This window comes from Flavobacterium sp., assembly GCF_031411595.1.
Taxonomy (GTDB): domain Bacteria; phylum Bacteroidota; class Bacteroidia; order Flavobacteriales; family Flavobacteriaceae; genus Flavobacterium.
This window is the reverse complement of record NZ_JANOBI010000057.1, coordinates 26,497-41,090: the sequence shown is the minus strand read 5'-3', so window position 1 is coordinate 41,090 and position 14,594 is coordinate 26,497. Positions and strand designations below refer to the sequence as shown.

10 protein-coding genes are annotated in these 14,594 nt (G+C 40.7%); 6 read left to right on the top strand and 4 right to left on the bottom strand.

The features are described 5' to 3' along the window. Positions 1-10 precede the first annotated feature (10 nt). The 4 genes from RMO03_RS13420 (at position 11) to RMO03_RS13405 (ending at position 5,116) form a co-directional block, all read left to right on the top strand. Positions 11-1,345, top strand: a complete 1,335-nt coding sequence (locus RMO03_RS13420; protein ID WP_309642616.1) for a dihydrolipoamide acetyltransferase family protein — start codon at positions 11-13, stop codon at positions 1,343-1,345. Positions 1,346-1,356: 11 nt separating this feature from the next. Then, a complete protein-coding gene (locus RMO03_RS13415) occupies positions 1,357-2,427 on the top strand; it encodes a branched-chain amino acid aminotransferase (protein ID WP_309642615.1) in 1,071 nt (356 codons plus the stop codon). Positions 2,428-2,591: 164 nt separating this feature from the next. Then, positions 2,592-4,655, top strand: a complete 2,064-nt coding sequence (locus RMO03_RS13410; RefSeq protein WP_309642614.1) for a thiamine pyrophosphate-dependent enzyme — start codon at positions 2,592-2,594, stop codon at positions 4,653-4,655. Between the two features lie 17 nt (positions 4,656-4,672). Further along, positions 4,673-5,116 carry a PaaI family thioesterase gene (locus RMO03_RS13405; protein ID WP_309642613.1) on the top strand — a complete coding sequence of 148 codons (444 nt, stop codon included), beginning with the start codon at positions 4,673-4,675 and terminating at the stop codon, positions 5,114-5,116. 236 nt (positions 5,117-5,352) lie between these two features. On the opposite strand, the gene RMO03_RS13400 is transcribed toward RMO03_RS13405, so the two are convergent. The 4 genes from RMO03_RS13400 to RMO03_RS13385 form a co-directional block, all read right to left on the bottom strand. Next, positions 5,353-5,886, bottom strand: a complete 534-nt coding sequence (locus tag RMO03_RS13400; RefSeq protein WP_309642612.1) for a DUF4136 domain-containing protein — start codon at positions 5,884-5,886, stop codon at positions 5,353-5,355. 156 nt (positions 5,887-6,042) lie between these two features. Next, positions 6,043-8,025 (bottom strand): urocanate hydratase, encoded by a 1,983-nt coding sequence (locus RMO03_RS13395; protein WP_309642611.1) that lies wholly within the window; start codon positions 8,023-8,025, stop codon positions 6,043-6,045. Positions 8,026-8,162: 137 nt separating this feature from the next. Further along, complete coding sequence (locus tag RMO03_RS13390) at positions 8,163-8,339, bottom strand: DUF5522 domain-containing protein (RefSeq protein ID WP_309642610.1); 177 nt, start codon at positions 8,337-8,339, stop codon at positions 8,163-8,165. 432 nt (positions 8,340-8,771) lie between these two features. Further along, positions 8,772-11,633, bottom strand: coding sequence for a hypothetical protein (locus RMO03_RS13385; RefSeq protein WP_309642609.1), 2,862 nt, complete (start codon positions 11,631-11,633; stop codon positions 8,772-8,774). Between the two features lie 170 nt (positions 11,634-11,803). Here RMO03_RS13385 and RMO03_RS13380 point away from each other — a divergent pair, with 170 nt between their 5' ends. Both RMO03_RS13380 and RMO03_RS13375 read left to right on the top strand, forming a co-directional pair. Then, complete coding sequence (locus tag RMO03_RS13380) at positions 11,804-13,651, top strand: secretion protein (protein WP_309642608.1); 1,848 nt, start codon at positions 11,804-11,806, stop codon at positions 13,649-13,651. 12 nt (positions 13,652-13,663) lie between these two features. After that, positions 13,664-14,563 carry a pyridoxal-phosphate dependent enzyme gene (locus RMO03_RS13375; RefSeq protein ID WP_309642607.1) on the top strand — a complete coding sequence of 300 codons (900 nt, stop codon included), beginning with the start codon at positions 13,664-13,666 and terminating at the stop codon, positions 14,561-14,563. Positions 14,564-14,594 lie beyond the last annotated feature (31 nt).

The window sequence follows — 14,594 nt, the reverse complement described above, 5'->3', positions numbered from 1 at the left end:
CACTAAACATATGTCAATAATTGAATTTAAAATGCCCAAAATGGGTGAAAGTATTTCCGAAGCAACCATCATCAGTTGGCTCAAAAACGTGGGCGATACTGTAGATGCGGAAGAAACTATTTTGGAAGTCGCTACTGATAAAGTCGATAGCGATGTGCCTTCTCCAGTCAATGGAATCATTACTGAAATCCGTTTCGCAAAAAATGACATTGTAAAAGTAGGCGAAGTATTGGCATTAATCGATAGCGATGGTAAAACTGCTGGGAAGAAAATAACGATTGGTAAGACGGAACAAATCGCTGACAAGAGCGAGATTGCTTCGCAGGCTCGCAATGACGGAGACAAGAAGCAGGAGTCAAAAGCCAAGACAGAAGACTCACAACCCACAACTCGCAACCTACAACTCACAACCGACAACTTCCTAAGTCCACTGATTATCAGTATCGCACAAAAGGAAAACCTATCCATAGAAGAAGTGCAAAGTATTTCTGGTTCAGGAACTGACGGACGCATTCAAAAAAGCGATATTTTCAATTATTTAAAAAATCGCAAATACCCAATCCAAAGCAAGCCAACAACCGACAGCCGACAACTAACAACTTCTTACCCAAAACCACACATCAATTTCACCGAAGGCAAAGACCGCATCGTCGAAATGGATCGCATGCGCAAAATGATTGCCGACCACATGGTTTATTCGAAACAAACCTCGCCGCACGTGACTTCCTACATCGAAGTGGATGTGACGAATTTGGTCGAATGGCGTAATAAAACGAAAGACCAATTTCTGCAAAAGCATAACGAGAAACTAACGTTTACACCGATTTTTGTCGATGCAGTTGCAAAAGGAATTGCAGATTTTCCAATGATTAATGTTTCGGTAGATGGGAAAAACATCATCGTTCATAAAGACATCAATATAGGCATGGCAACCGCTTTACCAAGTGGAAACCTAATCGTTCCTGTGGTCAAAAATGCCAACGAAAAAAATATACTTGAACTTGCAAAAACCGTCAATCATTTGGCTGAAAGTTCCCGAAACAATAAACTCAAACCTGATGAAGTTCAGGGAAGTACGTTTACGATTTCAAACGTCGGAACATTCGGAAGTCTTATGGGAACACCTATCATCAACCAACCAGAAGTCGCGATTTTGGCTTTTGGAATTATAAAAAAACGGCCCGAAGTAATCACGACTGAAAAGGGAGATGAGATTGCGATTCGAAGCATGATGTACCTTTCACTATCGTTCGATCACCGCGTCGTAGATGGATTTTTGGGTGGCTCATTTCTCAGAAAAGTCGGCGATTATTTAGAACAATTTGACCACAACACAACAATATAAAATACAAGATTATGCTTTACAACATCAAAGAAACCATCAAGCACAGCTCGAGAGCAAAGGAAATCGACATCAACAATATTGCGATGGGATTGGCTTTTACCGATCATATGTTTATTTGTGATTACGAAAACGGACAATGGAACAACCCGAGAATCGAGCCTTTGGAAACCATTCCAACGCATCCTGCAGCGATGGCTTTGCATTACGGGCAAGCAATTTTTGAAGGATTGAAAGCGACACTTGGCAAAGACCAAACACCATTGTTATTCCGACCTGATCAGAATGCAAAACGTTTGAATTTCAGCGCCGATCGAATGGGAATGCCAGCTTTTCCGGAAGATTTATTCGTGGAAGGATTGAAGCGATTGGTGGCAGTTGAAAAAGATTGGATTCCAACGCAAGACGGCAGTGCTTTGTATTTGCGTCCGTTTATGTATGCCGATGAAGCGTTTATCGGAATGCGTGCATCAACCAAATTTAAGTTTATCATTTTCGCCTCGCCAAGTGGGCCGTTTTTCAGCAAACCGATTAAGTTGTGGGCAGAAACCCAATACATCCGCGCAGCCAATGGTGGCACCGGAGAAGCTAAAGCGGCTGGAAATTATGCGGCGGCAATCCGTCCGACGGAAATGGCGAAACAAAAAGGATACGACCAAGTGTTGTGGCTCGATGCCAGAGATTTTGAATATGTGCAGGAATGCGGAACGATGAATATTTTCTTCAAGATTGCTGGGAAATTCATTACGCCCAATCTTGGAGGTTCGGTGTTGAATGGCATCACTAGATTGAGTGTCATTGATTTGCTTCGTGACAAAGGATTTGAAGTTACTGAAAGACCGGTTTCGATGAAAGAAATCCTAGCAGCTTTTGAAAACGGAACTTTAGAAGAAGCTTTTGGTGCCGGAACCGCAGTATCGATTGCACCCGTGGAGGAAATTGGATATAAAGACATGAAGATTACATTTCCTGCAGATGCTCCAGTAGGCAAAGACATTAAAGCTACAATGGATGCGATTAAAACACAAAAGAGAGCAGACAAGTTCGGTTGGATAGTAGAAGTTGATTTGACAGTAAAAGCCTAGCCCTGATTACCTCACTGGTTAATATTTTTCATACGAGTTCAGTGAACTTCGTTTGAAGGGAAAATCCTTGGCATTGCGCCGTAAGCATTAAACAGATTGCTTCACTGCGTTCGCAATGACAAGATTGGAATGATAGCAGGTTCCCGGCTCCTAAAAAATAAAAAATGGAAGTTTTAGAAAAGACATTAAACAAGATCATTTTAGAAAAAGCATTCACAACCATGGCAACGGCCAAGGCGATGACTGAATTATATGAAGCCAATTTTAAAATAGTTTCGAAATACGTGCATGCTACTTCGCGTGGACATGAAGCGATTCAGATTGCGCTAGCGATGCAATTGTTGCCACAAGATTATGCGTTTCCGTATTACCGCGATGATGCGATGTTGCTCGGAATTGGTATGCAACCGTATGATTTGATGCTGCAATTGATGGCGAAAAGAGACGACCCGTTTTCTGGCGGACGTACCTATTATTGTCATCCGAGTTTGCGCGATGCCGATAAACCTAAGATTCCACATCAATCGTCTGCTACCGGAATGCAAGCCATTCCAGCAACAGGAACGGCGATGGGTTTTTGGTATAAAGAAAATATAGGCATTGAAGATAAGAATGAAGAAAAACCGATTGTTGTTTGCTCATTAGGTGACGCATCGGTAACGGAAGGTGAAGTGGCGGAAGCATTTCAAATGGCGGCGTTGAAGCAATTGCCGATTTTATATTTGGTGCAGGATAACGGTTGGGATATTTCAGCGAATGCAAAAGAAACCCGAGCACAAAATGCGTTTGAATATGCCAAAGGTTTTCATGGTATCGAAGCGATTTCAATTGATGGCGCCAATTTTACCGAAAGTTATTTGGCGATTCAAAAAGTGTTGCAAACGATTCGTGCAGAACGTCGTCCGTTTTTGGTGCATGCAAAAGTGCCGTTATTGAATCACCATACTTCAGGTGTTCGAATGGAATGGTATCGCGATGATCTTGAAGAAGCGCAGTCGCGTGATCCGTTTCCGGTGTTGCAGCAGCAGTTATTGAATGCTGGATTTACAACGAAAGACATTTCAAAACTAGAACAAACAGCTATTGCTAAAGTGCAAGCCGATTTTGATAAAGCACAATTGGCTGAAGATCCAAAACCTGAAGATTTATTCACGCATGATTTTGCTCCGACTACCATAACAGAAGAAACAGGCGAACGCAATCCCGAGCGCGAAGATAAAGTTGTGATGGTTGATTGCGCATTGTTTGCCGTTGAAGAACTCATGCGGAAACATCCCGAATGCTTGTTATACGGACAAGATGTTGGTGGCAGATTAGGGGGCGTTTTTAGAGAAGCGGCAACCTTAGCGCAGAAGTTTGGTGATGAACGTGTTTTTAATACACCCATTCAAGAAGCATTCATCGTAGGCTCTACAGTCGGAATGTCAGCAGTAGGTTTGAAGCCGATTGTTGAGGTACAATTCGCTGATTATATTTGGCCCGGACTTAATCAGCTGTTCACCGAAGTCAGTCGATCGAGTTATCTGACCAATGGCAAATGGCCCGTGAGCATGATTCTGCGGGTGCCGATTGGCGCGTATGGCAGCGGCGGCCCATATCATTCTTCGTCTGTAGAAAGTGTGTTGACCAATATTCGCGGCATCAAAATAGCCTATCCAAGCAATGGCGCCGATTTAAAAGGCTTGATGAAAGCCGCTTATTACGATCCAAATCCAGTCGTGATTTTAGAGCACAAAGGTTTGTATTGGAGCAAAGTCAAAGGCACTGATGCAGCACGTGTCAACGAACCTTCTGAAGACTATATATTACCTTTCGGAAAAGCCAACATCGTTCAGGAAGTTTGGTCACAAGACGAGCAAGAAACCATTTCAGTCATTACTTACGGCATGGGCGTGCATTGGGCGCTCAATGCTTCGGTTGATATTAAAGAGCAAGTCGAAATCATCGATTTAAGAACTTTATATCCGCTCGACGAGGAAACGATTTTAAAATCGGTCAAGAAAGCTAAAAAGTGCCTAGTCGTAACCGAAGAGCCTACAAACAATTCGTTCGCGAGAAGTCTGGCAGGAATGATTCAGGAAAAATGTTTCCGACATCTCGATGCTCCGGTGATGGTCATCGGTTCGGAAAACATGCCCGCGATTCCACTCAACATGACTTTAGAGCAGACCATGGTTCCGAATGCCGATAAAGTCCGCGCCAAAATAGACGAACTCTTGGGCTATTAATACTAATTCCAAAAACGATGGAAACATCCAACGCGCATTATCAAAAACTGGAGCGCATGTATTTATCCGCGCCCGTAAACACCGAAATATACAACGGAATTACGATTGAGGTTTCTGATGAAAAAGCGCAACTTACGTTAAAGGTTCAAGATAAATTCTTCCACGCCGCGCATGCCATCCACGGTTCGGTTTATTTCAAAATGCTTGATGATGCTGCCTTTTTTGCGGTCAACTCTATCGTAAAAGACGTGTTTGTCTATACGGTGTCATTCAACATCCAACTGTTGCGGCCCGTGTCAAACGGATTGATAAAGGCTGTAGGTGAAGTCAAATTCAAGTCCAAAAATCTGTTCATAGCCGATGCGATTTTATACGACGAAAAAGGCAGAGCAGTGGGTCGAGGTTCCGGAAATTTCATGAAAAGTAAAATAGAATTGACTGAAGAAATCGGCTACAAATAAATTTTTGTAAATTGTTTCAGGAGCGATTCCGGCTTTCCATTACAAGTTTTTACCTCGTTGGCAACAATTTAAAAGGCTGCTAAGAGCTTCCGTTGGTCGCTTTATCAACCAAAAAATTGTAAAGCCAACAAGCTAAAAAGCTTTCCATTACAATCCGGGCTAGGGCATTCGACTCCAACAAAAAAAACCGTAATATCACTACTACGGTTTTTAACTGTTAATCCATAACGGTCAACTTATTTCTTCACATCCGGCGGATACTGCGCTAAAATCTTAGTCACAAATTCCTTAATGTTTTCATCCTTTTCATTAGTGTCTTTCGTCAAGTAGCCCGAGCCTTCCCCTTGCCAAATCAATTCTTTTTTCTTGGCGTCAATGAGATCAATCGTTAAAATGCCATCGGTTGAGGTTGTTAAACTCGTACCACCGCCCCAATACGGACTCCAACCAAATCCCCAACCGTAACCATAACCCGCATAAAACTGATTCATGTTGACGTTTTTCTCGGATTTCGCATTGATGTTAATCAACAAGTCGGGTGTGTCGGTTTTGGTGAATCCTTTGGCAAGCATGGCTTCATCAATAGAACGCAGGATTCTTTTTTTGTCTAAGTCGGAAATTTCGACTTTATCAATGCCGGTTTTATAATAAGCGTAAGTCTTATATTGCGTGAAATCGACTGCTTTATCGTAATCGGTGTTGACATGCACGGAACCACAAGAAACTACTAAGTAGAGTAGTAACAACGGGAGCAATTTTATTGTTTTCATTTTTTTAGATTTTAAGACTATAAGATTTTAAGACGGTAAGATTCAACCATTTTATAAAACGAGTATTTGTTGATTTTCGTGTGTATTATAATAATTTTAAGAGCTCAATTTTAAATGGAGTTGTCTTACAATCTTACAGTCTTAAAATCCTAAAATCTAATCATCCAACAACCCATCTGCGACTTCATTTGGAAGCGTTACTTTGAGCAAAGGTTGCGTTTCCATGGCGCGTTTAATCGCGAAAACAGCACCTTCATTTCTGGCCCAACTTCTTCTTGAAATGCCGTTATTGACATCCCAAAACAACATCGATTGCAATCGTCTTGAAGCATCGGTAGAACCATCGAGCACCATGCCGAAACCTCCGTTAATGACTTCGCCCCAACCTACGCCACCACCATTGTGAATCGATACCCATGTAGCACCGCGAAAGCTATCGCCAATCACATTTTGAATCGCCATATCCGCAGTAAAACGAGAACCGTCATAAATATTAGAAGTTTCTCTGTAAGGTGAATCTGTTCCTGAAACATCATGATGGTCGCGGCCTAAAATGACCGTTCCAATGTCGCCTTTCGCAATCGCTTGATTGAATGCTTCAGCAATTTTGATTCGACCTTCTGCATCGGCGTATAGAATTCTGGCTTGAGAACCCACGACGAGTTTGTTTTCTTGTGCGCCTTTAATCCATTGGATGTTGTCTTGCATTTGTTGCTGGATTTCAGCCGGAGCGGCTTTGGCCATTTCTTCTAAAACGGCACAAGCAATAGCATCGGTTTTGGCTAAATCTTCTGGTTTTCCGGAAGCGCAAACCCAGCGAAACGGACCGAATCCGTAATCGAAACACATCGGTCCCATGATGTCTTGCACGTAACTTGGGTAGCGGAAATCGATACCGTTGGTGGCCATGATATCGGCATTGGCGCGCGAAGCTTCGAGTAAAAAGGCGTTGCCGTAATCGAAGAAATAGGTTCCTTTTGCGGTGTGTTTGTTGATGGCAGTTGTATGACGACGAAGTGTTTCTTGTACTTTTTGTTTGAATAATTCAGGATTTTCAGCCATCATTTTGTTCGAGTCTTCGAAGGAAATTCCAACTGGATAATAACCGCCAGCCCATGGATTATGCAATGAAGTTTGGTCTGAACCCAAATCGATGTGTAGATTCTCATCATCAAAACGTTCCCAAATATCTACGACATTGCCGAGATAACCAATCGAAACGGTTTCGTTATTTTCTTTTGCAATGCGTACTCGTTTGACTAAATCGTCAATATTCTCTATGACTTCGTTGATCCAGCCTTGCGAATGGCGAATGTGTGTGATTTTAGGATTGACTTCGGCGCAAACAGTGATGCAACCCGCGATGTTTCCAGCTTTTGGTTGTGCGCCTGACATGCCGCCTAAACCTGAAGTGACAAACAAGCCACCTTTAGGCGATTTTTTTATTTTTCTGAAACCATTGAGAACGGTGATGGTGGTGCCGTGTACGATGCCTTGCGGGCCGATATACATATAGCTTCCGGCGGTCATTTGTCCGTATTGCGAAACGCCTAAGGCATTGAATTTTTCCCAATCGTCTGGTTTGGAATAATTCGGAATCATCATACCATTAGTAACCACAACTCTTGGCGCGTCTTTGTGTGATGGGAACAATCCCATCGGATGACCGGAATACATCGCGAGGGTTTGCTCTTCGGTCATTTGCGCTAGGTATTGCATCGTAAGAAGGTATTGCGCCCAATTCGAAAAAACGGCGCCGTTGCCACCATACGTAATCAATTCGTGTGGATGTTGTGCGACGGCATGATCTAGATTGTTTTGAATCATCAGCATAATCGCTTTGGCTTGCTCGCATTTTCCGGGATATTCGGAAATGGGGCGAGCGTATATTTTATAATCGGGATGAAACCGATACATATAGATGCGGCCGTAGGTTTCTAATTCCTGCGAGAATTCTTTGATGAGTTCGGCGTGGTGTTGTGGTTCGAAATAACGTAGGGCGTTTCGAAGGGCTAATTTTTTTTCTTCTTTGGAAAGGATTTCTTTTCGTTTCGGTGCGTGATTGACACTTGTGTCGTAAGGTTTTGGTTGTGGTATAACACTTGGAATGCCTTGTTGTATTTGTTCTTGAAAAGTCATGTTTTTTGAGTTGCTGAGTGACTGAGTTTCTGAGTGGCTAAGTTAATGAGATTTTTCTAGTTTATGATGTATCGCGTTAGGGATTGGAAGCAGTACCGTGTACTGCGGAAAGCCCGACCCAAAGGGAAACGCCCACATTATTTTTTGATTGTTCCTGTTTTTTTATCGAATCCATAGGGGCAATGTCGGCAACCGCTTTTGCAGCAATGACCGCGCTTGAGATGGTATTGTTCGGTGAAGCATTTGTAGCCTTCGGGCGTGTAATAGAAATCTTCGCCTTCGATGGATTTATTTTCGTTATTTTGGTCGAGCATAGTGCACCCCGAAGGGAATTATTTATTTTTACCAAAAATAAATAATTTATCTGAGGTCGCTTCTTCCATAGGCAAAATAAAAAGTAAAGAAGAAATTTATAAATATGTTTCTTATCGTCACTAAATATTTAATACCGAAAGGGTATCGTGGGATGACGGTGTATCCTTTTGTATTGCTCAGGGATAGAAATGACAAAGAAAATTTGGTTTTTCTGAATCACGAGCGCATACATTTAAGACAGCAGTTGGAGTTATTGGTGCTTCCTTTTTTTGTGTTGTATGGGATTGATTTTTTGGTGAAGTTGGCGCGGTATAGGGATAAAAAAAGTGCATATCGGAATGTTGTTTTTGAGCGAGAAGCTTATACAAACGAAAAAGACCTCGATTATTTACGATCAAGGTCTTTTTGGAATTTTCTGAGATTTCTTTAGTTTATTTTGCTGAAGTTGGTTTTCCAACATTTACAGCAGCAGCTTCTTTGGTTTCTAAATTTTTTGGAGCTAATTCAAAGCGCGTATCCGCATTTTTAGATATGCGTCCGTTTGGCAATAGTTCATCAGCTCTATTTCCTACGATATGATATTGAAATTTGGCATTACTTTGTCCGTTGGCTAATTCTTTAACATCAAATGAATTTCCTGTTTTATTGGTAACATAAACACCATTACAATTGTCTTCCAATTGGATGTAGACGCGCAAAGGATGTTTGTCATTGACTGTTATATTTTTTGCAATGGTTGGGTCAATTTCAATGTGAACACTGCCATTTACTAATTGACCTTGTCCGTAATCTTCAAAATAAATTTCGGGCGCTTCGGTACAATGAAGTGTGACTCTTTCACCATTAATATTTTCGGCAGTAGTAGAAACGGTTCCGGTGCCTATAATTTTATATTGTGTGGCTCCACTCCAATAATTTACTCTTGTTATATTACCAAATTGGTCACTATAAAGCGCTTCTCCAACACCAACAGTTGTTGATCTTGCATGAACGCCTGTCGTAACACCGTTAAACGATCCGCCACTTCCCGCTATTAGATAAGTTCCTCCAACATTTTGACCGGCAGAATAAATAGCAGTTCCAGAGGTATTAATATTGATAGCGTCAATACCAGTTCCGCCTGATTGAGCGGTTTGTGCGTATATACCACTTCCAGCTCCAGCTCCAGTTACACCAAAATTGATTGCAGAAATAGCATCTCCTCCAGCATTTAATTGTTCGCCTCTTACGCCTGCACTTCCGCTTTGTGCTGTTTGTCCTCCAACTCCATAGCCTCCAGCACCAGCGCCAGATGCCGTAGTGTTAAACCCAAAAACAGCAGCACTTGTTCCTACTGAAGTAGTAGTGTTTATTGTTCTTCCTGCTGAAGCAACGTCTAACGTAAATCCTGGAGCAGTTGTTCCGATTCCTACATTTCCAGTACTTCCAATGGTCATTCTTTGCACTCCATTTGTTGCAAAAGCTAAAATATCGGCTGCGGAACTAAACATCCCTGTGTTTGTATCGGTTTGAAAAGAATAAATGGGTAAAAGCGCAGTTCCTAATGAAAAAGATTGTAATTGTCCGGCATTGGCATTTGAAATATTCCATCTATTGGTATTCCCTGTTTTAATTCTAAAATCGAAAGCGTCTGTTGTTCCTATAAAATTTGTTCCGGGAACTGTTCCTGAATTCCCAGTTAAAGACCAAGCAAAATCACTATTATTGGCCCAAGTGACATTTCCAGCACCATCGGTTCTCATGGTTTGACCTACTAAACCTCTTGATGGCGGTAGCGTATAAGTATTGGCTACTGCTGTTCCGATGCCCACATTGCCTAGAAAGTAACCGGCAAAGTTGGTCGCTCCGGGTTTAAGGGTACTAGAATAAACACCATAATGTGTACCGCCAGCTGTTGGGTCGATGTATGCGTTGAATCCGTACTTAGTTGCGGCTCCGGATCCCGAAAGTACTGAAGAGGCACCATAGTGTGAAGAGCCGGCTGTATTGGTGATTTCGTTTAAAGTACCTGTTTGTACTCCACCGCTAGAACCGGAAAGTAGATTGTAAACACCATAATGTCCGTTGAATCCATTCCCTGAAAGTACATGATAAGCGCCGTATTGCAAACCGATACCGGAATTGCTAATCAATGAATAAGATCCGTATTGGTTGCCGTTTCCTGTTCCGCTTAAGATATTTTCTGTACCATAATGATCGCTGTTACCAATTTTACTGATCGCATTAACCGTCCCGTATTGGTTGCCTGATGCAGTGCCGTTGCCACTCAAGATGTTATAATTTCCGTAATGAATTCCCGCACCCGTATTGGTTAGCGCAGTGTAGTTTCCGTATTGATCACCATTACCAACATTGTTTAAATCATTATAAACCCCATAATGTATTCCATCCCCATTATTCCCAATGGTATTATACGTTCCCATTTGCATGGCAGTTCCTGTTCCGTTCATTAAGTTTTCAATTCCTTTATCGAGGATTGTATTGGTTCCTGACATTAAGTTTCGGGTTCCTGATTTCGATCCGTCACCTCCAGAAATATCATTAAAAGTTCCGTAATGAAATGCAGAAGTTATGGTGTTTAATCTGTTGTAGGTTCCCCAAAAGATTCCGGTTCCGTTCAGTAAATCATTAAAAGTGCCTATGTGCAACCCAGATCCGGTTCCGGTCATGTTGTTTCTAGATCCATATTGATTGCCACTTCCACTGCTTGAGATGGTATTTCTAATTCCGTTATGGATATCATTTGAAGTCCCGGAAACGGCGTTGTCAATTCCAGTTTTTGTTACTGTATTTGTTGTACTTGAAGTATAAATAGAATTGATTCCGGTGTCAAAATTGGTGGTGTTTACTTCTAAAGGAAAATCGGCAGTAATTTTTCCAATTGCTACATTTCCAGAATGAAACATATCATCGGTGATGGCGTTGGGAGCGGTTGTCGTTCCTTCCTCATACCAATCATGGTCGCCGTTGGCAGCGGATGAAATCCCAATCCAGTCGCTAGAATTATCATCCCAATAATAAAAACCTATCGCTTTTGGATTGCCTCCGAAAGTCGTTGCAGTTGTTAAATAAACCAACATGCTTTGTTGATCAAGACCCGGATTTGTACTTGGGAATGTATCTACTTTTGGAATCAGGATTCCGTCCGTGTTTGTCGGTGTTGCTTGATTGCTTGAACGAATATCCAATTGTGCAAAAGGCATAGTGGTTCCAATTCCGACTTGAGCGTATATTTTATTTCCAATTAAAAAAAAGGAAACAATGATTATTAGATTAAGAACGTTCTTTTTCATATGCCTTATTAATTTAATGATAAATAAAAGTAATCAATTTAGTATTTTTTTTACTTTTTAATCGATGAGTAACCGTTAATCTCGACGAGCGTTTCAAACCGCTATATTTTTAAATATAAATGCATTTTTTTTTAATTTTATTTCTACTTTTATCCTCTAAAAAGATGAAAATGAGAAAGTTTACACGACATTTAATTTTGATTTTACTTTTATTTGTTTGTCAAAATAATTTTGCACAACTTTATGTTAGTAACAATTATGTGTATGTTGCAGATAAATATCTATATGTAAAACAAGATATCAATATTCAAAACACAGGGGATATTTTTCTTAGAAATCAATCCCAACTTTTGCAAGCCAAGACAGGAAGTTCTATCAATGCAGGGGCAGGAAAGTTGTCGGTTTTTCAAGAAGGTTCTGTAAACAATTTTGCCTATAATTATTGGTGCTCACCAGTAGGAAATTCAATCACTGCCTCTGGAAACGAACCTTTTGGAATCACGATGTTGTATCAACCTACAACCGCTACTGCAAGTACACCCGCGACAATATTACCCATGAATTCTTATAATGGTATTTCAAATCCATTAAGTATTTCCCAAGGTTGGATTTTTAAATTCTTATCTTCTTCATTGTATTCACAATGGTTTGGGGTGTATAACGCTACTGCTATCAATCCCGGAGAAGGATTTACGATGAAAGGAACCGCAGGAACCGACGCCACATTTTTAGACGCTGGCGTTGATAATAATTCCGGAAGCAAACAACGTTATGATTTTAGAGGAAGACCCAATGATGGTGATATTATCATAAATCTTGGTGCAGGAAAACGCACTTTAACCGGAAATCCATATCCATCTGCTATCGATTTAAAAGCTTTTCTTCTCGCAGCCACAAATTCAACAGGCATCGCTTATTTTTGGGAGCAAGACAAAACGGTAAACTCGCACAATCTGACTGCCTATAAAGGCGGTTACGGAACGTATTCTCCGGTTGGAGGAGCTAATGTTGCGCCTTACGGAACGATGGGTGTTTATACGCCGGCTGTGTTTTACGCTTATGATGGTGCCGGAACGCAATTGGGAAGTGTCGGAAGTGGCGCTAATTATGAAAGACGTTTTTGTCCGATTGGGCAAGGTTTTATGCTTGAAGGCTCGAGTACGGGAACCGTTACGATGACGAATAATTTTAGGGTTTATCAAAAAGAAGGCGCTGCGAATTATTCTCAATTTGAAAGACATTCCGCTCCAGTTGAAACGCCGAATGAAAATGATTTTCTACCTCCAATTCCTTCCGTTTCTGGGTTTGACTATACTACTGTTAGCACGAAACCAATTCCTCAAATCAAATTCAATACGTTATTAAACAATCAAGGAATTCGTCAAGTTTCGTTGGCTTTTCATCCCGCAGCTACTGATGGAGCTGATTTTGCAATGGATGCTAAATCGCCTGATATTACGAGTGAATTGGATATGTATTTTGTGGTTGACAATGCCGAATATGTGATTGATGTGATAGATTTTGATATCAATAAAAGAATTCCAATTGGGTTTAAAAATACCACTCCGGCTAGTTTTAGAATTAAAGTGGGTGACATCATCAATTTTGACGGCACTGAAAATGTTTATTTGCACGACAAAACCAGCGATGTGTATTATGATATTGTCAATGGTGACTATGAAATGACATTACCAGCAGGTGTGAACAATACACAATATGAAATTACTTTCGTCAATGCCACTTTGGATATTCCGACTTTGAGTTCAGATAGTTTTGCCGTTTTACAAAACAATGTGTTGCAAACACTAACAGTGATGAACCCACATTTGACGCCAATCAAATCGATTAGTTTGTATGACATTACCGGAAAGTTGATTTTTAGTGATTTGAATGTTACTACAAAAGATAAATATCAATTTTCAACTTCTGCCATTAGCGATGCAGTATATATCGTTAAAGTCATCACCAAAAGCAATCAGGATTTTGGGAAAAAAGTTTCGGTTTATAATGGACATTAAGAAAAATTGTCTTTGAATATACCCAATCAACTTATCGAAGGTTTTCCAAATATTACTTTGTCAATCAAACGCGAAGATTTGATTCATCCTTTTGTTTCGGGTAATAAATTTAGAAAACTAAAATACAATTTACTTCAAGCGAACAATGAAAAAAAGCAGCAATTGCTCACTTTTGGTGGTGCTTTTTCGAATCATATTGCAGCCGTGGCGGCATTGGGAAAATTACATCAATTGAAAACCGTTGGTGTTATTCGCGGTGATGAACTTGTAAATTCCATTCAAGAAAATCCAACTTTACGTTTTACTCAAGCCTGTGGTATGGAACTCGATTTTGTTTCCAGAGCAGGTTATCGTAACAAAACCGAAGCTTCATTTCTAAGCGGATTAGAACAAAAATGGGGTTCGTTTTATTTAATTCCAGAAGGCGGAACTAACGCTTTGGCCGTCAAAGGATGCGAAGAAATTTTAACGGAAACCGACGCTGAATTTGATTTTATTTGCTGTGCAGTTGGAACCGGCGGAACCATTTCAGGACTAATCAACCGTGCTCAAACACATCAGAAAATTTTAGGATTTCCCGCACTCAAAGGTGATTTTTTGAAAGAAGAAATTTGTAGATTTGCCACGAACGAGCGTTGGGATTTGATTTCGGATTATCATTTTGATGGCTATGGCAAAGTAACTCCGGAGCTTATTGATTTTATCAATCGATTTTACCTTGAAACCGGAATTCCTTTAGATCCAATTTATACTGGAAAGATGGTTTTTGGCGTTATTGATTTAATTCAAAAAAATTATTTTCCTGAAGGTTCCAAAATTTTGATGATTCACACCGGCGGATTGCAAGGCATTGAAGGCATGAACATCCAATTGAAAAACAAAAAATTACCATTACTACTGACTCATGCATAAACGGTTGTTGTTATTGATTTTTATGTTGGCC

Excerpts from the sequence above, each read along its gene's own strand:
- RMO03_RS13420 (WP_309642616.1), top strand. The coding sequence starts at position 11 with ATGTCAATAATTGAATTTAAAATGCCCAAAATGGGTGAAAGTATTTCC.
- RMO03_RS13415 (WP_309642615.1), top strand. The coding sequence starts at position 1,357 with ATGCTTTACAACATCAAAGAAACCATCAAGCACAGCTCGAGAGCAAAG.
- RMO03_RS13410 (WP_309642614.1), top strand. The coding sequence starts at position 2,592 with ATGGAAGTTTTAGAAAAGACATTAAACAAGATCATTTTAGAAAAAGCA.
- RMO03_RS13405 (WP_309642613.1), top strand. The coding sequence starts at position 4,673 with ATGGAAACATCCAACGCGCATTATCAAAAACTGGAGCGCATGTATTTA.
- RMO03_RS13400 (WP_309642612.1), bottom strand. The coding sequence starts at position 5,886 with ATGAAAACAATAAAATTGCTCCCGTTGTTACTACTCTACTTAGTAGTT.
- RMO03_RS13395 (WP_309642611.1), bottom strand. The coding sequence starts at position 8,025 with ATGACTTTTCAAGAACAAATACAACAAGGCATTCCAAGTGTTATACCA.
- RMO03_RS13390 (WP_309642610.1), bottom strand. The coding sequence starts at position 8,339 with ATGCTCGACCAAAATAACGAAAATAAATCCATCGAAGGCGAAGATTTC.
- RMO03_RS13385 (WP_309642609.1), bottom strand. The coding sequence starts at position 11,633 with ATGAAAAAGAACGTTCTTAATCTAATAATCATTGTTTCCTTTTTTTTA.
- RMO03_RS13380 (WP_309642608.1), top strand. The coding sequence starts at position 11,804 with ATGAGAAAGTTTACACGACATTTAATTTTGATTTTACTTTTATTTGTT.